The organism is Phycisphaerae bacterium, assembly GCA_019636475.1.
GTDB lineage: Bacteria > Planctomycetota > Phycisphaerae > UBA1845 > UTPLA1 > JADJRI01.
Window position 1 is genome coordinate 197,641 of the sequence record JAHBXN010000001.1, and the last position, 24,611, is coordinate 222,251.

The 24,611-nt window shown below is 59.8% G+C and carries 23 protein-coding genes; 16 read left to right on the forward strand and 7 right to left on the reverse strand.

Annotation, left to right across the window (positions count from 1 at the left end; translation table 11 throughout):
* The first annotated feature begins 2 nt into the window (after positions 1-2).
* Positions 3-2,258, forward strand: a complete 2,256-nt coding sequence (locus KF841_00860; protein MBX3393894.1) for a hypothetical protein — start codon at positions 3-5, stop codon at positions 2,256-2,258.
* Complete coding sequence (locus KF841_00865) at positions 2,230-2,811, forward strand: hypothetical protein (protein MBX3393895.1); 582 nt, start codon at positions 2,230-2,232, stop codon at positions 2,809-2,811. The genes KF841_00860 and KF841_00865 overlap by 29 nt, the downstream gene beginning before the upstream one ends.
* 11 nt (positions 2,812-2,822) lie before the next feature.
* Here the strand turns inward: KF841_00865 and KF841_00870 are convergent, their stop codons facing one another.
* Entirely contained in the window at positions 2,823-3,407 is a 585-nt protein-coding gene (locus tag KF841_00870; GenBank protein ID MBX3393896.1) for a hypothetical protein, read from the reverse strand.
* 59 nt (positions 3,408-3,466) lie between these two features.
* Entirely contained in the window at positions 3,467-3,988 is a 522-nt protein-coding gene (locus KF841_00875) for a ferritin (protein MBX3393897.1), read from the reverse strand.
* 615 nt (positions 3,989-4,603) lie between these two features.
* Between KF841_00875 and KF841_00880 the strand changes: the two genes are divergently transcribed.
* The 5 genes from KF841_00880 to pepD all read left to right on the forward strand — a co-directional run bounded on the left by KF841_00880 (position 4,604) and on the right by pepD (position 9,208).
* Positions 4,604-5,044 (forward strand): Hsp20/alpha crystallin family protein, encoded by a 441-nt coding sequence (locus tag KF841_00880; GenBank protein ID MBX3393898.1) that lies wholly within the window; start codon positions 4,604-4,606, stop codon positions 5,042-5,044.
* Positions 5,045-5,104: 60 nt separating this feature from the next.
* Positions 5,105-5,509: an Hsp20/alpha crystallin family protein gene (locus KF841_00885; GenBank protein ID MBX3393899.1), complete on the forward strand. Its 405-nt coding sequence runs from the start codon at positions 5,105-5,107 to the stop codon at positions 5,507-5,509.
* 126 nt (positions 5,510-5,635) lie between these two features.
* Positions 5,636-6,139 carry an Hsp20/alpha crystallin family protein gene (locus tag KF841_00890; protein ID MBX3393900.1) on the forward strand — a complete coding sequence of 168 codons (504 nt, stop codon included), beginning with the start codon at positions 5,636-5,638 and terminating at the stop codon, positions 6,137-6,139.
* 190 nt (positions 6,140-6,329) lie between these two features.
* On the forward strand, positions 6,330-7,667 hold the full coding sequence (locus tag KF841_00895) for an AI-2E family transporter (GenBank protein ID MBX3393901.1): 1,338 nt from the start codon (positions 6,330-6,332) through the stop codon (positions 7,665-7,667).
* A gap of 47 nt (positions 7,668-7,714) precedes the next feature.
* Positions 7,715-9,208, forward strand: a complete 1,494-nt coding sequence (pepD, locus tag KF841_00900; GenBank protein ID MBX3393902.1) for a beta-Ala-His dipeptidase — start codon at positions 7,715-7,717, stop codon at positions 9,206-9,208.
* A gap of 47 nt (positions 9,209-9,255) precedes the next feature.
* Here pepD and KF841_00905 read toward each other — a convergent pair whose 3' ends face one another.
* From KF841_00905 to KF841_00915, 3 genes are read right to left on the reverse strand one after another with little or no spacing between them, the layout of a single operon-like run.
* A complete protein-coding gene (locus KF841_00905) occupies positions 9,256-10,350 on the reverse strand; it encodes a hypothetical protein (GenBank protein ID MBX3393903.1) in 1,095 nt (364 codons plus the stop codon).
* Positions 10,347-10,883, reverse strand: a complete 537-nt coding sequence (locus KF841_00910; protein ID MBX3393904.1) for a hypothetical protein — start codon at positions 10,881-10,883, stop codon at positions 10,347-10,349. Before KF841_00910 ends, KF841_00905 begins: the two co-directional genes overlap by 4 nt.
* 7 nt (positions 10,884-10,890) lie before the next feature.
* Positions 10,891-11,529 (reverse strand): sigma-70 family RNA polymerase sigma factor, encoded by a 639-nt coding sequence (locus KF841_00915; protein ID MBX3393905.1) that lies wholly within the window; start codon positions 11,527-11,529, stop codon positions 10,891-10,893.
* A 281-nt stretch (positions 11,530-11,810) separates the two neighbouring features.
* On the opposite strand from KF841_00915, the gene rpmB reads away from it, so the two are divergent.
* The 8 genes from rpmB to KF841_00955 all read left to right on the forward strand — a co-directional run bounded on the left by rpmB (position 11,811) and on the right by KF841_00955 (position 21,023).
* Entirely contained in the window at positions 11,811-12,077 is a 267-nt protein-coding gene (gene rpmB, locus KF841_00920) for a 50S ribosomal protein L28 (GenBank protein ID MBX3393906.1), read from the forward strand.
* Between the two features lie 92 nt (positions 12,078-12,169).
* Complete coding sequence (gene gatC, locus KF841_00925; GenBank protein MBX3393907.1) at positions 12,170-12,475, forward strand: Asp-tRNA(Asn)/Glu-tRNA(Gln) amidotransferase subunit GatC; 306 nt, start codon at positions 12,170-12,172, stop codon at positions 12,473-12,475.
* A gap of 9 nt (positions 12,476-12,484) precedes the next feature.
* Entirely contained in the window at positions 12,485-13,888 is a 1,404-nt protein-coding gene (gene gatA, locus KF841_00930) for an Asp-tRNA(Asn)/Glu-tRNA(Gln) amidotransferase subunit GatA (protein MBX3393908.1), read from the forward strand.
* Positions 13,889-14,008: 120 nt separating this feature from the next.
* Positions 14,009-15,214: a hypothetical protein gene (locus KF841_00935; protein ID MBX3393909.1), complete on the forward strand. Its 1,206-nt coding sequence runs from the start codon at positions 14,009-14,011 to the stop codon at positions 15,212-15,214.
* Positions 15,211-16,302 (forward strand): VWA domain-containing protein, encoded by a 1,092-nt coding sequence (locus KF841_00940; GenBank protein ID MBX3393910.1) that lies wholly within the window; start codon positions 15,211-15,213, stop codon positions 16,300-16,302. Before KF841_00935 ends, KF841_00940 begins: the two co-directional genes overlap by 4 nt.
* A gap of 522 nt (positions 16,303-16,824) precedes the next feature.
* Complete coding sequence (locus KF841_00945; GenBank protein MBX3393911.1) at positions 16,825-18,321, forward strand: DUF1800 family protein; 1,497 nt, start codon at positions 16,825-16,827, stop codon at positions 18,319-18,321.
* Positions 18,322-18,389: 68 nt separating this feature from the next.
* Positions 18,390-19,601 carry a DUF1501 domain-containing protein gene (locus KF841_00950; GenBank protein ID MBX3393912.1) on the forward strand — a complete coding sequence of 404 codons (1,212 nt, stop codon included), beginning with the start codon at positions 18,390-18,392 and terminating at the stop codon, positions 19,599-19,601.
* Positions 19,602-19,679: 78 nt separating this feature from the next.
* Positions 19,680-21,023: a PQQ-dependent sugar dehydrogenase gene (locus KF841_00955; protein MBX3393913.1), complete on the forward strand. Its 1,344-nt coding sequence runs from the start codon at positions 19,680-19,682 to the stop codon at positions 21,021-21,023.
* Between the two features lie 69 nt (positions 21,024-21,092).
* Here KF841_00955 and KF841_00960 read toward each other — a convergent pair whose 3' ends face one another.
* Positions 21,093-21,401, reverse strand: coding sequence for a hypothetical protein (locus tag KF841_00960; protein ID MBX3393914.1), 309 nt, complete (start codon positions 21,399-21,401; stop codon positions 21,093-21,095).
* Positions 21,398-22,804: a PQQ-like beta-propeller repeat protein gene (locus KF841_00965; GenBank protein ID MBX3393915.1), complete on the reverse strand. Its 1,407-nt coding sequence runs from the start codon at positions 22,802-22,804 to the stop codon at positions 21,398-21,400. The genes KF841_00960 and KF841_00965 overlap by 4 nt, the downstream gene beginning before the upstream one ends.
* Positions 22,805-23,051: 247 nt before the next feature.
* Here KF841_00965 and KF841_00970 point away from each other — a divergent pair, with 247 nt between their 5' ends.
* On the forward strand, positions 23,052-24,515 hold the full coding sequence (locus KF841_00970) for a pyridoxal-phosphate dependent enzyme (protein MBX3393916.1): 1,464 nt from the start codon (positions 23,052-23,054) through the stop codon (positions 24,513-24,515).
* Positions 24,516-24,611 lie beyond the last annotated feature (96 nt).

Genomic DNA, 24,611 nt, shown 5'->3' on the forward strand with positions numbered 1-24,611 from the left:
GAATGCCCCGACCCGTGCCAGAGTCCCATTCGCGTCAGAATATCGCACAATCCATGATGGGCATTCGCCGACGCCTTGCGGCGGCAACGCTGGCGGCGCTCGCGTTCACACTCGCCATCATCGCGTTCCTTTCGCCGCTGGGGCTGATCGCCGTCTTGCTGGATGGAACACTGGCCTTGTTCCTCATGACGGCGGCCACGGGATTCGGCTTTGCGTGCTCCGCGATCGCGCGATGGAAATTCGACACGAGACGGTGGCGGCTCTTCGTCGCTGCCACAATCGGGCTGGGGATCACATCACTGCTGATGCTCGGACTCGGTGCCGCGGGCATGATGAACCGCGCAGCATGGATCGGGATCGAGTCGATCGGCTGTGTCCTTGCAATATGGCTGGGCCGCTCGCTCTTCAAACACGGCGACGTTGCGCCGGAGGATCCTTCCGAACAGCGGGCGTTGTTGGTGAAGGTGACGGCGGTCCTGTCTTTGCTCGCTCCATTCGCTGCGTTCGCGTGCCTGTCCGCGACGATGCCGCCCGGGATGCTCTGGCCGGCGGAAGGCGGCGGATATGACGCGCTCGAGTATCACCTCGGTGCGCCGCGAGATTTTATCGACGCAGGCCGCATCGACTACCTCCCACACAACATCTATTCGAACTTTCCATTTAACGTCGAAATGCTGTACCTGCTCATCATGATCCTGCGCAATGACATGCCTGCGGCGGCGCTGTCCTGCCAGATGGTGCATTGCCTGCTGGGAATGCTGTTTGTCTTCGGATGCTGGGTCGTGGCGCGAGACTTCGGTCGTTCCGCGGGCGCGGCGGCCGCAGTGCTCGCCGGAACGACGCCGTTTCTGGTTTACCTGAGTGGGCTGGCCTACGTGGAACACGGCCTGCTGGTGTTTTCGATCGCGGCTTTGGGCGCGGCGATCCGTGCCTCGCGGGATGACACTAGGGCTGCATCTGATTCGTCGATCATCGCGGGCTTGTGCGCCGGACTGGCATGTGGGTGCAAGTACACCGGCATCCTCTCGACGGCTGTTCCGCTCTTCGTTTCATTCGTGGTCCTTCGATGGATCAGTCGAGACGGAACAGCCAGCTTTTCCGCGGCTTCTCGACCCGCTGTCCGATCGGCTCCTTCGCCGGCGCTCTTCGTGGTTGGTTTGATCGCCGCCTTTTCCCCGTGGCTCATCAAGAATGTCGCGCTGGTCGGCAATCCGATTTTCCCATTGGGCTACGGCGTATTCGGCGCGAACGACGGCGTCTGGACGGACGAACTTGCGCAGCAATGGGAACGGGGGCATCAACCGCCTCCGGAAGAACGCACTCCGGTTCGGCGCGCAGCAAGATTTCTGGAGCGGGTGCCCGCATCCCGATATTTCGGTCCGGTGATTGCAATGGGCGCGGCAGGTGTGACAGCTCTGTTGTTCCTTCGCCGAAGTAAACAGACCGGATTGACGGTGCAAGAGCCGCGGCGCCGGCCTTTGCGCACCGCGGCAATGGCGCATTGCGGAAGCATGCTCCTGATTGGCGCGACGGCGTGGTGCGCACTAACGCATCTGGTCGATCGATTTGCCATTGTACTCATAGCGCCTTGCACGCTTTTCGCCGCTCTCGCGTGGGCCGATGTCCGATCGCGAATGGGTAAGACGGGGGCGATGCTGGGGACGATCGCCGCAGTCTCGATCTTCGCGTGGAATTTCCAATCGGTGATCGCGTTATTCACAACGGGACGAGCCGATGGCCGCGGCACACCGATCAATTATCTCGCGGCGGACTTATTTGGCCGGGCCGGATTGTTCACTGAGGTCGATTCGCCGGTCGCGCCGTCGCATCTCAAGCGAGTCAATCGGGAGCTTCGCGATGGACACCGCGTGCTCGTCGTCGCGGATGCCCGCCGGTTCTGGTACGAGCGCGGTGTCTCTTATTGCGTCGTGTTCAATCGCAATGAATTCGCCGAGTCAGCGGAAAAAATGAGTCCAATCGAGTTGATCAGCTGGCTTCGGGCACGCGGCTTCGAGTACGTTTATGTCGACTGGGGCGAGATGAAGCGGTTGCGCAGCACCTATGGTTTCTGGCCCTCGATTGATTTGGCGCTGTTCGACCGGCTCGTTTCCGCGGGATTGAAACCGATAGAGGGTTTCTCAACGGAAGCGGGCGCCGCGCCATATGGGTCACTTTTCCAGGTGCCTCGACGAAGCCCCCAAGACGCGGAAACTCCGGACGCAAACTACAATGGACTTCTTAACCCCCTCATCCGATGAAGCCTCGCTGCCGACGATCAAGCTCCGAGTCGATCGCACGAGAGTGCTGGCCGGACTGATCTGGCGAGGCGCCTCCGCGGCGTGCATCATCGGACTCCTGGCCGTCTGGGACGTTCGATGGCGCCTACTGTGGCAGAACGACTTCTCGCAGTTCTTCGCGAGAGCAACGATCTTCCTATTCGGCGCGGCCGTCGCACTGACGCTCGCGCTCGCGGCGTTGAAACGACTCCTGCTTTGTCTTTGGAACGCGGATCTGAGCATCACGCTTTCGCCGGATGGGCTGCGAATGCACCTGGGTCCGTACGGGCAATTTGAATTCGACATCGCCGGACTGCGTTTCGAAACTGATAGAGAGATCGATGAAGAGACCTTCGATCTCCTGCCGGACGATTCGTTCACGCCGCGGATCGAGTCCGTCAGCGACGGGCGCGAATTAGCCGAAGCGATCGGACAATTTACCGGTGTGGATGCCGAACAACTCGCGGGTCTGCTCAGGCCGTACATTCGGCAGGCGATTCGGAGAAAACGTCCTGCCAACCAAAGAGATAGTTGATGTGAAATTCTTCAAGACGGCTGAGTCACGGCGGGCGGCTTCGAGCCACGCCGGATGATGGTCGCGTTGAATGTGGCTTCTCCGTTCAGCACACTGGGACCGGCCGCGGGGAACCCGAGTCGAAACTTGTAGAATTCACCGGTGATTTTCCCACGCACCTGGCCTTCATCGAAATCCGTTATCGCCAATGTCGCCAGTTTGGGTTGATAGGCGAACGACTTCGAGAAAAACCCGTTGCCACCAAGGTCCAGTGACGAGCCAGAGGAAAAATCGATCGGCGAATCCTTCATCTCACTCAGTGGCTTCGTGCGCTCCTGACTGTAGAAAAGCACCCTCGCATCATCGGGTCCCGGTTGCGCCGAAGTGAGTGTGACATAGGTCCAGTTCGGGGCGACTGCGTCGGTCTCCAGAACAAACACAAGATTCGGGGCGACAATCTCAATGTCGGCGTTGAACTTGGCGAAGCGCGTGACATCGAGCGGAATCTCCGGCTCCGGCGCACGCGGTTTCTCCGGCGGCACTTGCGGGTCTTCCTTGCAGCCGCAAACGAGGAGCAAGGCGGAAACCAACACACTGATTTGGCGAACGCGACACATTCCCTGATTCCGCCCCCGTCCTCCATGAATCCAGACGCGACCTGCAAGCGGCGACCACTTCAATCCCCGCCCGAATCCTCGCCGGGCACGCCTTCTTCGGGCTTGATCGACAAAATGCGGTGCTCGACGAGGAACAGATTCTGGTCGCCAGCCAACTTCATCATCTGAAGCAGGTCATTCATCGACTTCTCTTCCTCCACCTGCTCATCCACAAACCACTTCAGAAAACTCTGAGTGGCGTGATCCTTCTCGGAAAACGCCAGGTCGACAAGATCATTGATCTGCGCGGTGACCGTGCGCTCACTCTCCAAGGCCGCTTCGACCATCGACTTCGCGCCGGGATACTTCGACTTCGGCTTCTCGACGGTCTCCAGCACGACCGATCCACCAACATCCTGAATGTAATCCGCGATCCGAAGAGCATGACCGCGCTCTTCGTCGGACTGCTGTCGAAAACGCTTGCCAAAAATCAGCAAGCCCATGTCGCTGAATTGATAGGACATCGCCAGATACTTGAACGAAGCGTTCATCTCGTTGGCGATCTGACGATTCAGCGCGGAGTTCATTTTCTTTGAAATCATCGGTATCCCTTGGTGAGAAGTTCGCGGGCGCGAATTCCAACAGACTGCGTCAGCGGCTCCCGATTCGACTCGAGGCAGAACGACACGCTGCCGCCCGACTCGGCACAACAACCTGATTACATCTTAGCGCGCCGATCCGCATCGACGCAAATCGGCCGATGCCTGATGCAGAGCGTCCCGGTGAGCATCGAGCGCGACACCTCCGTCGCCAGCCACGCGTCATCCAGTAGACCGAAACAACATGACGCGTCACGAGCCCGTTCCAATTCGAGAAGTTGCCGCAGCCGCCTGGGCCAATCGATTGTTGCATATCATTTGCAAAACAGACCGGAGCGAATCACTGCTCACCCCGAAACGATAATTCGCCGGAAATCTCAAACGAGGCCCACCGTGTGTTTCAAATTGCCACTTTTTCAGCTTCTGGCAGGTCAACCTGGCAGGCGCTTCTCGGACCCCGAATTCGACAGAACCCTAAGTAGCTTAAAATACGAGAGTTAGAGATCGACCTCGCAAGGCCTTCCATTGGCACACAAATTGAAACATGTCAAGTCGAGCCCGTCGCGGCGGTCGCGACAGGGTATCGCCAGCAGGGGCATCCTAAGGAGGTCCAGAATCATGTTGCTCCGACGAATTTCTCCCATGGCGAATTTCGGCCAATTCGGCCGCGACATGGAACGACTGCTTAACGGTTTCCTGCCTGAGGTCGACATCGCAGCGAATCGATCCCGCGCCTTTCCTCCTCTGAACGTCTGGGAAGAGGGTGACGAGTATTTCATCGAAGCCGAAGTTCCGGGGCTCTCGATGGATCATCTCGACTTGGAAGTGCTGGGCAATGAGGTGATCATCAAGGGCCATCGGCAAGCGCCGCCACATGAGAACGTGACCATCCATCGACAAGAGCGCGGCGACGGCGAGTTCAGCCGCATGTTGACTTTGCCGGTCGAGATCGATGCGAATCGAGTCGAGGCGACGCTGCGAAATGGCGTGCTCCTGGTGAAGCTCCCCAAGGCCGAAACTGCCAAGGCCCGCAAGATCCAGGTCAAAGCAATCGAGTAACGGAGACAGGAGATTCAGGGCGGCAGCTGCACGCAAATTGGACACGGGAGGTATATGACCATGGTTGCAAAAGAGATTGAAGCAAAGAAGGATGCAAACAAGAAGACCCAGTGCACCGAGCCTAGCGTGGTGCGGCGGTATTCGCCGGCAGTCGACATTTTCGAAGAGCCTGATGCGATGGTGCTGGTCGCAGATGTGCCCGGAGCGACTCCCGACGGCGTGGATATCCAGTTCGAACGTGGCAATCTGACGATTGAAGCGGCCGTCCGGCCTCGGCGCGAAGACGCCAGGACGCGCTACCTGCTTCGCGAATATGGTGTCGGCAACTATCGACGGACCTTTGAAGTGAATGAACAGGTCGATGTGAGCAAGATCACCGCCAAGCTGGAGAACGGCGTGCTGACAATCACCATGCCGAAGGCAGAGGCCGTTCGACCGAAAAAGATCGCGGTCAAGGGAATGTAAACCAGACCTTGAGCGAACGTCGCCGCTCGGCGAATTGCATCGTCGCCAGGGTGACAACATTGGACAGCTTCATTACGCCGGGAAGGTGGTCAGGGTGGGCAATACCGTCATGCCCGATCAACTGGAATGGAGGCTTTTGACATGAATCTGATTCCATGGAAAACCAAGCGAGAAGAACGTGGCCTGTCGCGTCCCGAGTTTTCGCTCGCGCGGCTGCGAAGCGAGATGGACAACTTGTTTGATCGAATGATCCGCGACCCGTTTGGCGCGGCGTTCGGAGACGAGACGGGTACCGAATTGTCATGGGGTCCTCAGATCGATCTTGCCGAGTCGGAAAAGGACGTCACCGTCACCGCCGAACTTCCGGGCGTCGATCCGAAGGACGTTGAGATCAAGGTGACGGATAACGTGCTTACGATCAGCGGCGAAAAACGCCACGAGCGCGAAGAGAAGAAGCGAGACTACCACTACATCGAACGACAGCACGGTGCGTTCCATCGAAGCGTGGCCTTGCCCAGCAGCGTCGATTCGGAAAAAGTCGACGCCACCTTCAAAAACGGTGTCCTGACGATCACGCTCTCGAAGCGCCCTGACGCGCAAGCCCGGCGCATCACGATCAAACAGGGATAATCCGCCGCGCCGGCCGGGCTGAAAGCGCCTGTAAACTCGCAACGGCGTCCATCGCGCGATGCGGGAATTGCGCCCGCCTCTCGCGCGATCGGCGCCGATCGTCGGGTTCATCAGCTCATGCCGGCCTTCCGGAAGTTGCCAAGCCAGAGGGCGTCCGTTCAAATGCACCCTCGAACGGAGCCTGTATCCCATGCTATTCGATTCCTCGCGACCATATACCTTTGATCGCGTCGTGCGGATGGTCCTCACGACGCTGGTTGCGCTGGGATTGTTTCTACTGCTGCGATATTTGTCGGACGTGCTCGTCCCGTTCGCGGTCGCCGCGGCGCTGGCCTATTTTCTGAATCCGCTCGTCACGGAACTCGAAAAACGAACGAAATCCCGCGCGTTTGCCGTAGGCTACACGTTTGCAGGCATCTTCATCGTTGGTATGGCGATGATCGTCATCGCCGTGCCGATGGTGGCACACCAGTTCAGCCGATTCGACCACGATATTCGCAAGCTCAGGGCTGATCTTACGTCCGCACTCATGCCGTCGCCCGCGCCAAATCTGCGTGCGAGCAGGGCGCAGAATCAACCGGTTTCCGTCACATCCGAGGCGACCAGTCAACCAACGTCCCAGTCAACAACCGTCGCGGTAAAGTCCACGCTCGGCCTGCAAGAGCTGTGGGAAGGCTGGGCGGATTATCTGAATGATGCTGAATCGCAGCCGCGCTCCGTTCGCCTGGAGCGCCTACTGGCTCATGTCGAGGGCACGCCGGTCGGCACCGTGTTGGCCGATGCAATGGAGTTCGTGAAGACGACGGAATTTCGCTCGCTGGTCTTGGACCTCGCCAGCCGACTGGCCGTCGGCGGCATCACGGTAATCAACGTGTTCGTGGAGTTGTTGCTTGGCGCGACGGTGATCGTTGTCATTCTGCTGTATCTGCTTTTCATGCTGCTGGATTTTCCGACTTACCTGGCAACGTGGAAGTCCTTTCTGCCACCTGACTTTCGCTCGGACGTCATCGAATTCTTTCGGGAATTCGAAGCGGTGCTTCGTCGCTATTTTCGCGGGCAGTTCGTGATCGCAGCGATCTCGGGGGTGCTCTATGCCGTCGCCTTTTCGATGATCAATCTGCCGATGGCCGTGCCGTTCGGACTGATCATCGGGCTGCTGACGATGGTTCCGTACCTGCCGATGATCGCCCTGATTCCCGGGGCGATGCTGGCGGTCATGCGATCGCTTGGCGGGGACAGCAGCCTGATCTCTTCGTTCATGTGGCTGGGCATCGCATTTGCCGGTGTGCAGATCATTCAGGAAGGTTTGATCGCGCCGCGCGTGATGGGTAAGGCAACCGGTCTGAGTCCGGTTGCGATCATTCTCGGATTGCTGATCTGTTCCAAACTGCTCGGCTTTCTCGGTCTGATACTCGCCATTCCAATTACATGCCTCGCAATCACCTATTATCGCAAGTTCGTCCTCCGACACGTTGACGTGGCAGCGGCGGCGACCGACGATGCAGAGAGCAGCACCGGCGCGGCCTGATCGCTTGATCCGCCCCGGTTTCGTTCCAACAAAAGGAGGCGCTTCGCATGTCAGACCATGGTCGAAAACAAGTCGCCGCGCTGGAGCCGCAGGTCGTCTGGAGTATCTTTGCCGAGATGACGGCCATACCGCGCCCATCCAAGCAGGAGGACAAGATTCGCGAACATGTGAAGCAGTTCGCCACACGTCATGGCCTTGCAGTGAAACAGGAGCCGATTGGGAACCTTGTCATCTCGGCGCCCGCGACGCCCGGCCGCGAGGCGGCGGCGCTGACGGTTCTGCAGGCGCATCTCGACATGGTGTGCGAGAAGAACCGCGACACAAAGTTTGACTGGGAACAGGACCCACTCCCGGTAAAGGTCGACACGGACAAAAAAACCGGCAAGGCAATCGTCGTTTCCGAGGGTACCACCCTCGGCGCGGACAACGGCATCGGCGTCGCGATGGCACTGGCAGTCGCGGCATCGAAGGACGTGTCGCACGGACCACTGGAAATCCTTCTGACAATCGACGAAGAAGCGGGCATGAGCGGAGCCAAAGCGCTCACCCCAGAGTCGTTCAGGGGGCGGCGATTGATCAACCTCGACTCCGAGGAGGACGACGCCCTCTATATCGGCTGCGCCGGAGGATGTGACACGAATCTGACATGGAAGTTCGCGGCCAGCCCGGCAGAGTCTTCGTCCGAAGTGTGCCGATTGGTGGTGGAGGGACTTCGCGGCGGGCACTCCGGCTGCGACATTCACGAAGGTCGGGCCAACGCGATCCGCCTGTTGGCTCGGACGCTCACCGGAACAAACATCGCCGGAATCCGCCTCGGTGAAGTCGTCGGCGGCAGCAAGCGTAATGCCATTCCGCGTGAAGCTCATGCCCTGGTCTCGGGGGCAACAGGCTTGCGCAAAGCGCTCGAAGAGGCCGCGAAGATTGTCCGGGACGAGTGCGCGGCCGAATCGTTCGAGCCAGACATCAGGATTTGTGTCGAACACGTGCCGCGCGGCGATGCGGGCGACTTTGTCCCGGCGAACGATTCACGACGTCTGCTTCAGGCAATCGTAGCACTTCCGTCAGGCGTGATTGCCATGCATCCGCGCGTACCGGGGCTGGTGCAGACTTCAAATAACATCTCCACGATCGAATTCCGCTCCGGAGAAAAGGAAGCGAGCTACATTGTCGGATTGCTCTCTCGAAGCTCGTCCGACTCGATGCTCGAATTCACGAAGTGCCAGCTTGCGTCAATCGGCAGACTCTCAGGGGCGGAAATCACCAACGCCAATCAGTACCCCGGCTGGGAACCGAACCCCGATTCGCCACTGCTCGCCACCTGCAAGCGGATTTACGAACACTTGTTTCAGACGCCACCAAAGGTGTCCGCGATTCATGCGGGATTGGAAACCGGAATCATCGGCAAGCTCGTCGGCAATGTGGACATGGTGTCGCTCGGGCCGACGATTCAAGGCGCACACAGCCCCGAAGAACGTGTTTTCATCGAGTCAGTCGGGAAGTCCTGGAAACTGCTGACGGCCATTTTGAAAGAACTGAACTGAACTGAACTACCGACGCGACGCCTGACTATCACAAACCCGGCGTTCAGTCACTCCTCATCGGTCGGCCGGTCCGAGTCTCGCGGAGCCTGGCCTCTTGGCCCGCGCCAACGGGGCTCATCGTCGTGTCGGGATCGATCGTTGTCGCCCGCGCGGTCTCCCGGCTCGCGCCGATCGCCACGAATTCGAGGGCCGCGACCATCGGGCCGGAAGAACGGATCGTCGGCGCCTTCCTTGATAATCTGCTGTAGGCGATGCGCCGAGACCTCCTCGATTCGGCTGCGTTCGGTTTGCAGTTCAATTCGCTGGCGTTCGAGCTGCTCCGACAACATGCGAAGCCGCGCCTCTCGACGCTCAAGTCGAATGTCAATCTGACGTCGAACGCGTTCGGCCATCGCCTGTTCCAGTTCAGCGCGCCTCGGGGACGACTCGTCCAGCGATTGATACTCCATGCTGAGCTTTCGCAACTGAAGCTCAAGGCGAATGTCCTCGAGCACCGTCGCCGCAAGCGCCGGATCGTGCTCTCGAAGAATGACGTACTCGCGAAGAGGTGGATAGAACTTACCCATCGCCCGATCGAATCGTTCGGGATGACGTTCTCGCCATTCCGACATTCGCCGGAAGAATTCGGGCATTTCCTCGCGGATGATCGACTCCAGCGCTTCCTTCACATCCGGTGGCAGCGGCGGTGCAAAGCGTTCACGCATGCCGTCGGGCCCCATCGGTCCCGGCCTTGGCGGCCTGCCTCCGTCCTCGTCCGAATCCGGATGAGGTGGCCGCATCCACCGCCGCTCGCGCATGTCACGATCGCCCTCGCCCCCCTGCCCCCGGTCCATCTCTCGACCGTCACGTGAGCCTCTGCCCCGCCTCGGCTGGTCAGCCGAGCCGTCATCGCTCGACCCCGCGTCGCGCCGCGGCCTGCGCGGCCGATCAACGGCCGGCCCGCCAAGCGGCGGACGGTCGGCATTGCCGTCGTGCTGTTCGACCTTCCTGCCGTCGGGCTGTGTGGTCGCATTGTCGGCTTTCGGTGGGTCGTCGGCCGAAACAACTCGCATCGAGCCGGATGCCAAAAGCAGAAACATCACACCGAAAAGCGCCAAGCAAACGAAACCCTTGCGAATTCGGACGCAACTGTACTCCGTCATGAAATCTCTCCAGATCGCTTCGATCGCGCTGTCGAATCAAGCATCGCGCCGGTCCGATCGGTCGCACCGTCCGATTCCGGCCAATCCCCGAACGCTTCCTCGAAAGCGCGGTAGAACGACACGTCATCGATCGCCCACGCATCGGTTCCGGCCAGCTCCTCCAGATCGGACAGCCGATCCCCCGACGCCGACAACACCTTCACCAAGGCGCCCATCTCGGCTTCAATCGCCGCATCCCGGTCGGCAAGCAGAATCGCATCATCCGTTGATGGCGAGAAGGCAGATGAGAAATAGGCCACGCCGACGCAGATCGCCAGCACTGCCGCCGCCGCCATCGAACCGTGCCACGGCCGGAGCCGGTTAAGCCACGCGGATTCGAGACGCCGCGACGCATCGGCTGCGGCAAGCTCGGAGCGGACCGCGCGTTTCACCTCTTCAAGCCGGTGACTGAAAGACAGGGGGACTTCGAATCGGGAGAGCCATGCTTCCGACTCATCAATCTCCATCAGCAATTTGCGGTCTGACTCATTCATGGTAGTGTCAACCTCCGGACATCGCCTTCCTGCCCGCTGCCGCTCGTCGGCTTCTCCCCTCGTCGGTGAGCCATTCGCGCAACCGGGCGAGCCCGCGATGAGATCGCGCCAGCGCCGTCCCGAGGGGAATGCCCGTCACTTCGGAGATTTCCTTAAATGACAACTGCGAAAAATGGCGGAGCATGACAACCTCACGCTCTGCTTCCGGCATCTCCTGGAGGGCTGCGTTCAATGCGTCCATTTCCTCCTGATGTACCAGCCGGGCATCCACGTCTTCGACGGCGCTCTCCAACTCGCTCAGCCGCGCTGCTCCTCCCAGACTCTGATCCGGCGTTCTGGAAGCCGAGTCGCCCTCGCCGGCATGGTTCCGCAATCGCCTGGTTCGGCGAATACGATCCCGGGCCAGATTCGCCGCGATTCGAAACAGCCAGGGCTCAAACCTGCCGTCGTGCCGATACGCCGGGAGCATTCTTACCACCCGCAGGAATACCTCCTGAACCAGATCCTCGGAGTCCTGCCGCGAACCGGTCATCCGGTAGAGGAATCCGGCAACGCGCGAACCAAAGCAGTCAATAAGGCGATCAAACGCGGCAGCCTCCCCGCGTTGTGCGCCTCGAATGACTTCCGACAAGGCTGCGTCGTCCATTCGCTCCTCGATTGGCATAACGCACGATCCGGCTTGAAATTGCAGCCAGGCACATTTCGCTGTGCGGCGGCCCCTCGGCTCCCGGGATCCGATTTCAGGCTTCAGAACCCGCCATGCTATCGGACGCCCCGATACGTCCCGTTTCCGAAGCGCCGTCAGATGGCCGCCACTGGTACCGGGGCCGGCAATTCCCACCGCGAAATGCCCTTGATGGCACGACCATTATCCCCTATATTCGCCCGACTTGGAACTGTTTTGCCGTTCAATGATCGAGGTGTCTCATGCCACGCGTGTGTTACTTCACCGGAAAGAAAACCAAAGCCGGCCGACAATATGCCCACCGCGGTAAGGCCAAGTACCTGGGTGGCGTCGGCACCAAGGTAACCGGCAAGACCCACCGCACTTTCAAGCCGAATATCCAGAAGGTTCGCGCTCTGATTGATGGTCGGATTGTACGCCTGAAGGTCTCCGCCAAGGCAATTCGAATGGGCTTGATCGTCAAGCCGCCGAAGCGCACGTGGAAGCCCGAGGCAACCGCCGAAGCCTGATTCCCGCCCGGCTTTACGCGCATACAAATCGATGATAATACACGACGATGTCGAGCGAATCGGCATCGTCTTTTTTTTGGGAACGCTGTCTCATGGAGACCGGAATCGACGAATCACAGGTGCGGCACATCGCCCATCTGGCGCGCCTGAAGCTCTCCGACGAGGAGATCACGCGGTACGGCGCACAGTTGTCAGCCATCGTGGGCTACATCGAAAAGCTCAACGAAGTGCCAACCGACGGCGTCGAACCGACGGCGCATCCCCTGCCCGTTTGTGACGTGCTCCGCGACGACGCGCCTCGGCCGTCGCTCGGCGCGGAACTCGCCCTGGCCAATGCCCCCGATTCCGCACCACCCTACTTCAAAGTGCCGAAGGTGTTGGATCACATGGACGCATAGCGATTCGGAATGGGCATCATTTTTGAAAAAACTCAGGCCGCGCTGTCCAACATCCGCTCACTCGATCCGCGGATTCGAGCCGTGATCTCAGTGCTCGACGATTCCGCACTTTCGAGAGCCAGATCACTTGATGCACAATCCTCACGGCAAGCGCTCCACGGCGCGCTCGTCGCCGTGAAGGATAATATCTGCACGAAGATAGGAGCCACGACGTGCGCGTCGCACATCCTGCAAAATTACCAATCCCCTTTTGACGCCCACGTCGTCGAACGGCTGCACGCCGCCGGGGCCGTCATTGTCGCGAAAACCAATCTGGACGAATTCGCGATGGGCAGTTCAACGGAGAACAGCGCCTACTTTCCGACTCGCAATCCATGGAACCTGGATTGCGTTCCCGGCGGATCGTCGGGCGGATCAATTGCGGCTGTGGCGGCCAGATTAACGCCCTACGCTCTGGGCAGCGAAACGGGCGGCTCAATCCGCCAGCCGGCATCGTTCTGCGGCGTGTGTGGGCTCAAGCCGTCGTACGGCCGCGTTTCGCGATACGGACTGGTCGCCTTCGCAAGCAGCCTCGATCAAATCGGACCGGTCGCGACCGATGTTCGCGGGCTTGCCGAATTGCTCGGGGTGATCGCCGGACGCGACGAACGCGATTCGACCAGCGTGGATGCCCCGGTGCCTGACTATGCCGCAATGCTCGACGAATCTCCGGGCCGGGTCCGGATCGGCATCGCCGCCGAGTACTTCGGCGATGGGCTCCACCCGGAGACTCGCGCACGCGTGGAAGCGGCCATTGACACCTACCGAAAGCTGGGCGCGGAGATCTGCGAAATCCACCTCCCGCACGCACCGTACACCATCGCCTGCTATTACCTGGTTTGCACGGCAGAAGCGTCGAGCAATCTGGCCCGTTTCGACGGCGTCCGCTACGGGCATCGAACAGCCCATCCGAAAGACTACTTCGACGTGTATAGCGCGAGCCGCGCGGAAGGGTTCGGTTCCGAAGTCAAACGTCGGATCATGCTCGGCACATTTGCACTGTCCAGCGGTTACTACGACGCGTACTACCTCAAGGCACTGAAAGTCCGCACGCTCATCAAGCAGGACTTTGAAAACGCCTTCAACCACTGCGATGTGATTTTGTCGCCCACGACGCCGACGCCGGCATTCCGACTCGGCGAGAAACGGGACAATCCGCTCGAAATGTACCTCGCCGACATCTACAACTGCGCGGCCAATCTGGCCGGTATCCCCGCTGTCAGCATCCCGTGCGGTTTCACCAGCGAGCAAATGCCGGTCGGCATGCAGTTGATGGCGCCGCATTTTGCTGAAGGCCGCCTGCTTCAGATTGCAAACTGGTATCAGACTGTCACGAGCCATCACCTGGCCAAGCCGCCAATTTGTGCGGATTGATGCGATCGTACGGACCGACGCATCGGAGTTTCTGACAGGATTGGGACGCCGAACTCGTCCAACTGTCAAAGGCGATTGACGGATCACCCTGCCGATCCCCATCGCGCGAATTGTCGCTCGATGCGATCAACAGGAGTAACAGGCACCACCGCACACATGGCACTTGGTCCTTCCATTACCCGAACTGGCCATCGGCGCGAAGCACACCGCGATCAGCCCGGATTCGCGATCGAGCATCAGCACACGTCACGCCATCGACTGCGGCGATCACTGTCAGCGGGCATCGTCAGCAGCCTGCTGCTGTCCATCACGGCCACCGGCTGTCACGACTCACGGCCCGCCGCCCAGTCCCAGCCTTCCTCACAGCCTGCCGCCCGGCCGATCTCGCAAACCGCCCGCAACGGTCCGCTCACGGTAACTACGAGCGTCGATCGGGACCGCGTGGCGATCGGCGATCCCGTCGTCTTCAAGCTCGACGTCATGGCGGAGCAAGGCGTGAGGGTGGCCATTCCGAAAATCGAGGGACTCCTCGGCGATTTCAAAGTCACGGGATCCTCGGATTCCCAGCCTGACTGCGAAGCGCTTCACAACTGCGCCGAGTGGCGATTTGAATTGATCTGCGCGATCCCTGGCAACATGTCGATTCCTGCGTTGCAGTTTTCGTTTGAGGATCCGCGTCCGAAGGCCGACGGCTCCACCGAAATATATCGCGATCAACTGACCACCGATCCGATTGCCATCGCGGTAGAAGGACATCTGGCGGATCTGAAGGGCCCGATGAAAGTGCCCGTACCATTCGACTACCGACTGCTCTGGTGGGCGTCGGGGACGCTGGCCGCGGTAGCGCTTCTTGCATGGACAGTCCGATGGATCGCACGAAAATGGCCTGCACGCACGTCCGAATCCGTCAAGGCGCCTCCGATTCCGGCGCACGTCTGGGCGCTGAGAGAACTCGATGGCCTCACCGCCGAAAATCTGATCGGCCGCGGGATGTTTCAGGAGTACTACTACCGCGTGAATGGTCTGGTCCGTCAGTACATCGAGCGACGCTTCGGAGTCAATGTTGGTGAACAGACGAGCGAGGAGTTTATTCGCAGCATGCGCGATGCCCTACCGCTGACGGAAGAGCTCAGGTCCGGACTCAACCGGTTCATCGCAGCATGCGACCCGGTCAAGTACGCACGACAGATACCCGCGGAAGATGAAATCGAATGGGTCGGACGGACGGCTCGGCAGTTCATTGAGCAGACGGCCGAAAGCGAGACATCCCCCGCATCGGGTGCATCACTCGAGCCGGTCGCCACGAAGGCGGAGGCTCCCGCATGATTCTGGACCAGGTCTTCGTCCATCCCTGGGCGCTGCTGATTGCCGTCGTCCTCGTGCCGTGGGTTTGGAGGGCGTGGCGGAATCCGCGGCGCCGGGCCACCATCCGCTTCTCGTCGGTCGAGCCGCTCGCGCAGCTCGGAAGCCGAAGCTGGAGCGTGCGAGCGCGCGTGATCGTGCCGATTCTGCGCTCCATCGCAATCATCATGCTCGTCGTCGCCGTCGCCCGACCGCGAAAGGCAGACGAAATGACCCGCATCAAAACGGAGGGGGTGGCGCTCGAACTCGTCATCGATCGCTCCGGAAGCATGGACGAGCCCGATTTTCGCGACAGGAACGGTCGGCCGCAAACTCGGCTGCAAGTCGTGAAAGACGTGGTCCAGGCATTTATCAAAGGCGATGGCGACAAACTGCCTGGTCGGCCGGACGATCTCATCGGGCTGACAGTCTTCGCACGATATCCCGACACGGTCTGCCCGCTGACCTGGGACCACGAACACATCGTTCGGTCACTGCGAGAGGTCCGGCCCGCCGTAACGCGCGAAGAAGGCGGAACGGCCATCGGCGATGCACTACTGCTGGGCGTGGAACGAATTCGTAACATCGCCCGACGCATGAGCAAAAAGGATGACTTCAAGCTCACGAGCCGTGCCGTCATTCTATTGACCGACGGCGAGCAGAACGCCGGTCGGCACGGACCCGAGGAGGCCGCGAAAGCCGCCGCCGCGCTCGGAATCAAGATATACACCATCGGAGTCGTGCCGCCACCGGAACAGGTCCGATTCGGCCGCGCGCTGATCGCACAGCAGTCGGCGGGTATCGGGGAGGAACTGCTGAAATTCGTGGCCGATACGACGAACGCCCGTTACTTTCGTGCCACGGATGCGACATCGTTGGAGGGGATTTACGCGGAGATCGATAGGCTGGAGCGCAGCGAGGTCGACGAAAAACGATATTACCTTTACGAGGAGTTGGCCTACCGCTGGATCGACCTGGGCGGCCTTCGGTTTCCCCCACCGCTGCTGGTCGCATTGATCGCATTGGGACTCGAGCAACTGCTGGTGTCAACACGATTCCGACGCATTCCCTGACTATTCGCGGACCGGCATCGCGGGGCACTCTCTTGTGACGAATTGGGACCCGTTTTCGGTTGCACGATCTGCCTTCGTATCTTACCTATTTTCTAACCGCAGTGATCAAGCACCGGCAACCGGCAATACGTTCCTCGCACAAACAGTCGCCATCGGAGACGATTTGAGCTCCACATGATCGACTTGCACCACGATCGGCATGATCCGCCGATGCACTGGGGGCGACTGTGAATTTTAGTGAACGAAGCGCCTCGCGGAAGGCGACCTTCAATTTTCTGTGGCCGGACAGTTGGGCGGGCAATAGGGTATGGGTGCGGCGAGTCAGGATGCTCCCGCGCAAGCCTGCACACACCAACAAAAATTTCTGACAGCCTGGCATTGAATCCTGGTGGACGCGGAATCGCGTAGAACTCTGATGTCGCCTTGCAACACATTCGCCCGGATTTCCGCGCGAATCATGAGCCGGTGTGCACCGTCGCGGGTTCGCGGCACCGGGGCCGGGCACGTTCGAGGGATGGGACCATGTCACGAAAAACAAAGGTCAGTTTGCACTTTCTTGCGGCCGTACTGTGTGTTGGCTCCGTCGGATGCGATCCAAACGGGGAAAATCCGATCGACATCCCCGGCCTGGATACGTCACTTGATACGTATACAGGCGAATTCACTTCTGACAACGCTTACCGCCTGCTACGGCGAGCTGCCTTCGGTGCAACGCCCGGCCAGGTGGAGCAGGCGGTCGCCGACGGCCTGGAGAAGACGGTCGACAAGCTGTTGACGATTGTTCCCGAGACCAATCAGTTTCGGAATTTCGCGGCCACCTACGAAGACAACATTCCCAAGCGCTGGATGGTCTTCCTGATGCAGGGCAACAATCCGCTTCGGGAACGACTGGCCCTTTTCTGGCATGACCGATTCGCCACGTCGCGCCGCGTCCTGTCGGACCGCGACCGCAATTTGGCGGTCACACACTGGCTGATGCTGCGAAGTAACGCTCTTGGCAACTACCGGGAGTTTCTCAAACAGTTGACGCTGGATCCGCTGATGCTCATCTGGCTCGACGGAGCCAATAGCCCGAAGGCCAAACCAAATGAGAATTACACCCGTGAGTTCTGGGAGTTGTTCACCCTCGGCCGCGACGTCCTCTATACCGAAGACGACATCCGCGAAGGCGCTCGGGCATTCACCGGCATCACGCTACTTCGGCAGAATGGAGAAGACGCTCGACCGATCTTCGACCTCAACAACCACGACGAGACGCTGAAGAACATTTTCCCCAGTCGCACCTCGGGGCCGGCCAACTACGACTACATCAGCCTGACCGATCTGACGCTGGCGCAGCCCGAGGCGGCGCGGTATGTCGCGCGAAATCTGTTCCGTCTGTTCATTCACGATCATCCAACCGATGCACAGGTCAACCGCCTCGCGGATGTGTTCCGCGAAGCGAATTGGGAGATTGCCCCGCTCGTGCGAAGAATCCTGACGTCCAGGGCCTTCTTCTCCGATGACGCACGCGGTAACCAGGTGACCTCTCCGGTCGAGCACTTCGTCGGCGTTGCCAGGACGCTCGACATGAGGATGTACTCAGAGGACTCCCAGGGCTACATCCTCGATCGCGTCGTAAACGATCTGGCCGGCGCGGGACTCGACATGTTAAATCCCGAAGGCGTGAACGGCTGGGACGAAGACCTCGGATGGATGCAGGATCAGTGGATCATCTCAAGGGTGCGCGCACTCGGACGCACCATGGAATACGGACCCGATCGCACACCCGAACTGCCCTACCACCTCCTGCCTCCGCGCAGTCGATGGTCCGAGCGAGAAGTCCGCAAAGACATGGTCCGCATGATAGCCGACGTGTTTCACCTGCATCTGACGACCGATGAAGAAGACATCTACGTGGAAGTTCTCGACCAGAACGGGCACCTGGCTTTCCACCTCGAGAATCCTGACTATCAGCCACGCCATGTCCAGGAATTGATCCGCCTCATGGCAATGCACGAAGACGTGATCGGCCGGTAATTCTCACCAACAAAGGTATTGTAGCGCCCATGGAATTCATCGGGCCGACCTGAAGCGAGGAGATCGCGATGAACGGTTGCGACGAATGCAAGAAGTTGACGCTCAGTCGAAGAGGTTTTCTGCGTCGAAGCCTCGGTGGCGCTGGCGCGCTGGCCATCGGAAACGGTCTGTTGAATTCGGTTGCGGCCACATACGCCCAATCGATGGCCGGCACCGGAAATCTGCTCGTGCTTTGTGAACTCTCGGGCGGACTGGATTCACTGAGCATGCTCGCGCCCTACCGAAACGGCACCTACATCAGCAAACGCCCCGACCTGGCGCTGACGGCCGATGAGGTGGTCCCGCTCGGCGATAATGCGGACTACGGCATCAACAAACAGTTCCAGTTTCTCGCCGATCTGTACGCTCAAGGGCAGGTCGCATTCGTGCAGCAGTGCGCATATCCGAACGCGAACGGATCGCACTTCGAAAGCCAGGAAATCTATCGATACGGAGTCCGCAATCTCGGCTCGGGAACCGGAACGAGCGCATCGTGGTATGAAAGACTCCGAAAGCTGTATTTCAACGAGCCGTTCGGAGTTCTGGACTCCGCCGAAATCGGGAATCCGTCGAACTACGGCTATCCTGACAACACGTATCGCCGCGCGGCAGCCGACGCATTCGCTCGATTGGCACGCGCGAAGTCAGGAAGCAATCCGATTCAGCAGGGCATCATCGACACATACGCCAGAATCGATCAGCGCGGAGCGGACCTTCGCGCGCGCACTGAGGGTTTTCAATCCACCGGCCCGGCGCGGGGCGAATTTTTCCGCGCCGCACAGTATGCGTCGGCAGACCTCGGAACCCAGATCGTGAAAGTTCGATATGACGGATTCGACACCCACGGTTCACAGCGAGAGGCCAATGCGACACTCTTCCCGCGAGTGAACAACCACTTCGCGCAGTTCGTCGCCGATATGCAGACCGCGGGTCTCTGGGACCGAACCTGCGTTGCTTTCTACAGCGAATTCGGTCGCCGCAACGAACAAAACGGGAGCCCCGGGACGGATCATGGTTATGCCGGCCACATGGTGCTCGTCGGACCGGGAGTCAACGGCGGTCTTCACGGCCAGAATGTGACGACATCGGATCTCTCAAAGGACTCCTTGCCCTACTACGTTGACTTCCGAGCGGTCTTCGGTCAGGCGATCAACGATTGGCTCGGATTCGATCCCAAGCCGATATTTGAAATCGAGGGCGAGACATTCGACACACAAGTCGGCTCTTCCCTCTTCCGTTGAATCACTCAGACAGGCTCGCCGCCGTTCGGCCTGCGCCCGCGCCGGCCGCTCAACACGCGGCGCGCGGAGTTGCCGATAATGCGATCGAATTCCATCAAAACGACGACAACCATCGTACTCACGCACGCTCTGACGCTTGTGTCGATCGCACCCCGTGCTCACGCGGCGGACCCCGTCGATCCCGCATTTCGGATTGAAAAGTATCTGGACGAATTGACTGAGCCCACGGCGATCGAGTTCGATGCACAAGGCCGCCTCTTCATTGCTGAAAAGTCCGGGCGCGTGCGGATCGCTCTGCACGGCGTCATTCGCAACAAACCGGTGATTGAGTTGCCGGTGCACACGTTTTTTGAGTGCGGCCTCACCGGGCTTGCACTGCATCCCGACTATCCAAACACGCCATACCTCTATGTCTTCGCGACCACATCATTCGAGGAGCAACAGATTCTGCGTTATCGAATTGTCAATGGAACCGGCGTCGAACAGACCATTATCCGGCGAAACATACCGACTGGCGGAACCATTCATAACGGCGGATGCCTGCGCTTCGGACCCGATGGGATGCTCTACTTCTCCGTCGGCGACAATGGCACGGCGTCTAATGCGCAGGCGGACAACACCTTGGCCGGAAAAGTCTGCCGCATCACGCCCGAAGGCGAAATCCCCTCTGACAATCCCTTTACCACCGCCAGTGGCGCTGCCAGCGCCGTCTATGCGATGGGATTTCGCAACCCGTTTCGATTCTGCTTCTCCGAGGACGGCCGGCTTTTTCTCTCGGATGTCGGGTCTTCCGGGATGGAGCGGCGCGAGGAGATCAATCTCGTTCGCGCCGGCCGAAACTATGGATGGCCCAACAAGGAGGGCGCCGCGTCCGATACAGCCGGTGACGGCTTCGAACCGCCGATCTTCGACTACGCCGACTTGGGACAGTGCATCACGGGAATCGTGTCATATCGCGGCAGTCATTTCCCCGAGCCCTATCGTGGAAATCTGTTTCAGCTCGACTACACCCTGAGCCGGATCTTCCGCGTGACGTTAAACGGCGACCAGGTCGCGGAGCACAGCCTCTTTGCACAGGCGGAAGGCTCCATCGTCGACATTACCGAAGGGCCAGATGGACGGCTCTACTACACGGAACTCACGACCGGCGTAATAAAGCGCATCGGCTATTCGCCGGATGAGACGACCGAGCCGGGCGCCGGCCTCGACGAAAACGACTGGGGCGGCGATCCCGCCGGCGAAGATCCCTGCGATAACTCAGCCGAGCCTTCGAACTGCGCAAACGACAACGGCGGTGCCGGCCCGATCGGTGGTGATCTCCTCGCCATGCTGTGCGGTTCAGGCGCCGCGCTCGCCGGCATTGTCCCGCTGGCGCTATTGTGCATGCGAAGTGCGATGCCGCACAGGCGTCGCCGCCAATAGGCATGCGACCAGCCTTCGCGGTGCGCATCGCGGATTCGCGCCGTCCGCAGCGTGCAATGGCGCAGCCGTTTACATGTCTTCGTAAAGCTCCGCCCAGCCCTCGTCAAAGGGATTCGGCATGAGCATATGTGCCACAATCCCGGCACCACCGGTTTCTTCCGTATGGTATCGCACGATCACGACTGTACCCGGAACAACATGATCGGCGACGCCCTGCGGCAGTTCCGCCAGTATGATGCCGCCGAAAGTTCGTCCGGAATATCTGATCGTCAGACTGTCATCATGACGGATCACGTCGGTGATGACATGGCGCTGATAGCCTGGCGGTATGACGTCCGGTTCATGCGGCTGCATCGCCCTGCTTCGACCTCCGCTCATTTCGATTCGGCGATGCAGTACAGATGCGATCGGCCGCGAAGATAGATCGCATTTCCGACCAGCACCGGCGATGCATCGAATCCATCGTCCAGCGTATTGGTCGCCAGCACCTCAAACGACGGCCCATCCTTGAGGACAACGGTCGTGCCGTTTCGTCCCGCGATATAGATCTTCCCGTCGGCCGCCGCAAACGAGGCGTAGATGCTGTCCGGTCCGGTCAGGCGCACTTTGTCATACACCGGCTTGCCCGTCTTGCCGTCCAGACAGGTCAGGATGGGGCGATTGTTCTCGACGAAGTAGAGGCGATTATTGTAGATGACGCCCGTCGGAACATAGGGAGTGTCCTGGTCATATCGCCAGATAATGGCATCCTTATCAGTGATGTCGCCCTTGGCAGAGGCATACCGGATGGCAATCGCCGCCGCGCCGCGGAATCCGCTGATCGCATACAGCAGATCGCCGGATACAAGCGGTGTCGGAATTGTGTTCTGCGTCATGCCCGTGCAGCGCCAGACTTCGTCGCCGGTCTCGAGATCATACGATCTGACATGGTTGGTTGAGCATGCGACGACCTGCGCCCGCCCCTTCACCTCCACCACGACAGGCGTGCACCAGGATGTCGGCTCATCGCGCTCCTTGCGCCAGCGTTCCTTTCCGTCCTTCTTGTTCAAAGCGACGATGAAATCCTCCCCCTCATGATCCCATACGACGACAACAGTGTCTCCATGCAGCACGGGCGAACTGCCTTCGCCGAACTGATTCCGGGTTTTCATGTGGCCGAATTGCTTCTCCCATTTCACGTTGCCGTCCATGTCGAGGCAGTAAAGCCCGCGCGATCCGAAATACGCATAGATATGCCTGCCATCGGTCACCGGCGAATTGGATGCCTGCGTCGCATCCGTATGTCCGGACTCGTGCGGTCGTTCCTCGCGCACCGTCTTCGTCCAGATCGTTTTACCCGTATGTCGATCGAGCGCAATCACCTGGAACTCGAACAGGTGCTTGGGAGCCTCGCCGCCGCCGAACCCGCGACCGCCGCCCGGTCGAAGCCGCCCCCCGCGACCGCCTCGCCCTTCCCTGGGCTGAGACAATGTCAAACCGGATGATTCATCGATTGTTGACTCCAGCGAATTCGAGCCGCCGTTGCCCGCATCCGCTTCCTTCTGCTCGCGATTCGTTTCGACGGCGGTCTGAATGTAGATGCGATCGCCCCAGACGATCGGCGTCGCGTGTCCTTTGCCGGGAATCTCCACCTTCCAGCGGATATTCCTGTCCTTGCCCCACTCCGAGGGCGGCTTGGCTTTCGGTGCAACGCCATTGCCGAGCGGGCCGCGCCACGCCGGCCAATTCGCTTCAGACTCCGACTTCGAATCCGCGATCAGCGGATGCGCAAGCAACAACATCACGACTACCGAGATGACGGCACGACCGATCTTCATCATGGTTCCACTCCATTCGTCGCGCGAAGTCCACGCGCTCGGGTCAAATGTTCCGGCCGGATATGATAGACGAATTCGCCGTCTTTTTGTTGCCGAATCCGGGAAACAGCCGGCAAATGGCCGACGTCCCCGACTAGTGGGGGCAAATGCCGCCTCACCGCCCGCCGCCACGTGACTTGTGAAACTCTGTACGGCACGCGAAAATAATTCGATGATCATCAACGAATCCATCATCGAGCGGGCCGCCTCGCTTTGTCGAAAACGCGGCATCATCATTCCCACCTTCGCTCAAATGCAAGACCCCGGGCGAATTCCCGAGCATATCAAGAAGCGCCTCCGCGATGTCGGACTCTGGGATGTGGATCCGGTCAACCTTTTCCGCATCTCATGGAAAAACGAGCCGGTCGAAAGCGGCGGACTCTTTAATGACGGCAACTGGATCGAATTCCCCCGCGCTCTCACCGGGGTCGATGCCCGCATAGTCGGAATCGTTGGCAAGTGGTTTCCCACCGGCGCACACAAGGTCGGAGCCGCATTCGGTTGCATCGTCCCGCGGCTCGTGACAGGCCAGTTCGATCCAACTTCACAGAAAGCGGTTTGGCCCAGCACTGGGAACTACTGCCGGGGTGGCGCATTTGACTGCGCGCTGCTCGGTTGTCATGCCGTCGGCATCCTGCCTGAGGAAATGAGCCGGGAACGATTCGACTGGCTCCGCAATATCGGCGCCGAAGTCATTGCCACGCCCGGATGCGAATCCAACGTGAAGGAAATCTACGACAAGTGCTGGGAAATACGCCGTACCCGACCCGATTGCGTCATCTTCAACCAGTTTGAGGAATTCGGAAACGCCATCTGGCACTACCACGTCACCGGCGCCATCGTCGAGGAGATATTTCAGAGGTTACAGGCCGATACGCGCGACTCCAGGCCGCTGAGACTCGCCGCATGGATCTCCGCGACGGGTAGCGCCGGAACCATCGCGGCGGGTGACAGAATCAAGGCACATCACGCAAACACGCGAATCGTCGCCTGCGAAGCCCTCCAATGCCCCACGCTGCTGCAATGCGGCTTCGGCGGGCATCGCATCGAAGGAATTGGCGACAAACACATCCCATGGATTCATAACGTTCGCAATACCGATGTGGTCGCCGCAATCGACGACGAGCAGTGCATCGCCCTGATGCGCCTGTTCAACGAAGAGGCCGGCCAGCAGTTCCTGATCGAGGAGGGTGTCCCCCCGCAACTCGTCGCCAGGCTCCCGGATTGCGGCATCTCCGGCATCTGCAATCTCGTCACGGCGATGAAGACGGCCCGCGCGTTTGACCTCGACAGCCGGGACGTCATATTCATGCCCCTGACCGATTCAATGGAGCTTTATGCCAGTCGGCTCGATGAATGCCGAAAATCACGCGGCCCATACAGCGCGATGCAGGCGGCACGCGATTTCGAACGCCGACTGCTCGGAACGACGACCGACCACATGCGTGAATTGACCTACGTCGATCGCAAGGCTCTTCACAACTTCAAATACTTCACCTGGGTCGAACAGCAGCAGCGCGACGTCGAAGAACTGCGGCGTCTGTGGGATCCCGATTTCTGGACGGAAACCTGGTCGCAGGTCGGCGATTGGGATCGCATGATCGAATCATTCAATGGGCGAGTTGCAGCCGCTTGATCGATTCAATCCGCGGGACCCGCGCCGGGGCATAGGCTGCCGGCTGGGCGCGGCCGCCAAGCATCAGTTGCACCCGGCCTCGAAGCCGCTATCCTC

Excerpts from the sequence above, each read along its gene's own strand:
- KF841_00860 (MBX3393894.1), top strand. The coding sequence starts at position 3 with ATGCCCCGACCCGTGCCAGAGTCCCATTCGCGTCAGAATATCGCACAA.
- KF841_00865 (MBX3393895.1), top strand. The coding sequence starts at position 2,230 with ATGGACTTCTTAACCCCCTCATCCGATGAAGCCTCGCTGCCGACGATC.
- KF841_00870 (MBX3393896.1), bottom strand. The coding sequence starts at position 3,407 with ATGTGTCGCGTTCGCCAAATCAGTGTGTTGGTTTCCGCCTTGCTCCTC.
- KF841_00875 (MBX3393897.1), bottom strand. The coding sequence starts at position 3,988 with ATGATTTCAAAGAAAATGAACTCCGCGCTGAATCGTCAGATCGCCAAC.
- KF841_00880 (MBX3393898.1), top strand. The coding sequence starts at position 4,604 with ATGTTGCTCCGACGAATTTCTCCCATGGCGAATTTCGGCCAATTCGGC.
- KF841_00885 (MBX3393899.1), top strand. The coding sequence starts at position 5,105 with ATGGTTGCAAAAGAGATTGAAGCAAAGAAGGATGCAAACAAGAAGACC.
- KF841_00890 (MBX3393900.1), top strand. The coding sequence starts at position 5,636 with ATGGAGGCTTTTGACATGAATCTGATTCCATGGAAAACCAAGCGAGAA.
- KF841_00895 (MBX3393901.1), top strand. The coding sequence starts at position 6,330 with ATGCTATTCGATTCCTCGCGACCATATACCTTTGATCGCGTCGTGCGG.
- pepD (MBX3393902.1), top strand. The coding sequence starts at position 7,715 with ATGTCAGACCATGGTCGAAAACAAGTCGCCGCGCTGGAGCCGCAGGTC.
- KF841_00905 (MBX3393903.1), bottom strand. The coding sequence starts at position 10,350 with ATGACGGAGTACAGTTGCGTCCGAATTCGCAAGGGTTTCGTTTGCTTG.
- KF841_00910 (MBX3393904.1), bottom strand. The coding sequence starts at position 10,883 with ATGAATGAGTCAGACCGCAAATTGCTGATGGAGATTGATGAGTCGGAA.
- KF841_00915 (MBX3393905.1), bottom strand. The coding sequence starts at position 11,529 with ATGGACGACGCAGCCTTGTCGGAAGTCATTCGAGGCGCACAACGCGGG.
- rpmB (MBX3393906.1), top strand. The coding sequence starts at position 11,811 with ATGCCACGCGTGTGTTACTTCACCGGAAAGAAAACCAAAGCCGGCCGA.
- gatC (MBX3393907.1), top strand. The coding sequence starts at position 12,170 with ATGGAGACCGGAATCGACGAATCACAGGTGCGGCACATCGCCCATCTG.
- gatA (MBX3393908.1), top strand. The coding sequence starts at position 12,485 with ATGGGCATCATTTTTGAAAAAACTCAGGCCGCGCTGTCCAACATCCGC.
- KF841_00935 (MBX3393909.1), top strand. The coding sequence starts at position 14,009 with ATGCGATCAACAGGAGTAACAGGCACCACCGCACACATGGCACTTGGT.
- KF841_00940 (MBX3393910.1), top strand. The coding sequence starts at position 15,211 with ATGATTCTGGACCAGGTCTTCGTCCATCCCTGGGCGCTGCTGATTGCC.
- KF841_00945 (MBX3393911.1), top strand. The coding sequence starts at position 16,825 with ATGTCACGAAAAACAAAGGTCAGTTTGCACTTTCTTGCGGCCGTACTG.
- KF841_00950 (MBX3393912.1), top strand. The coding sequence starts at position 18,390 with ATGAACGGTTGCGACGAATGCAAGAAGTTGACGCTCAGTCGAAGAGGT.
- KF841_00955 (MBX3393913.1), top strand. The coding sequence starts at position 19,680 with ATGCGATCGAATTCCATCAAAACGACGACAACCATCGTACTCACGCAC.
- KF841_00960 (MBX3393914.1), bottom strand. The coding sequence starts at position 21,401 with ATGAGCGGAGGTCGAAGCAGGGCGATGCAGCCGCATGAACCGGACGTC.
- KF841_00965 (MBX3393915.1), bottom strand. The coding sequence starts at position 22,804 with ATGTTGTTGCTTGCGCATCCGCTGATCGCGGATTCGAAGTCGGAGTCT.
- KF841_00970 (MBX3393916.1), top strand. The coding sequence starts at position 23,052 with ATGATCATCAACGAATCCATCATCGAGCGGGCCGCCTCGCTTTGTCGA.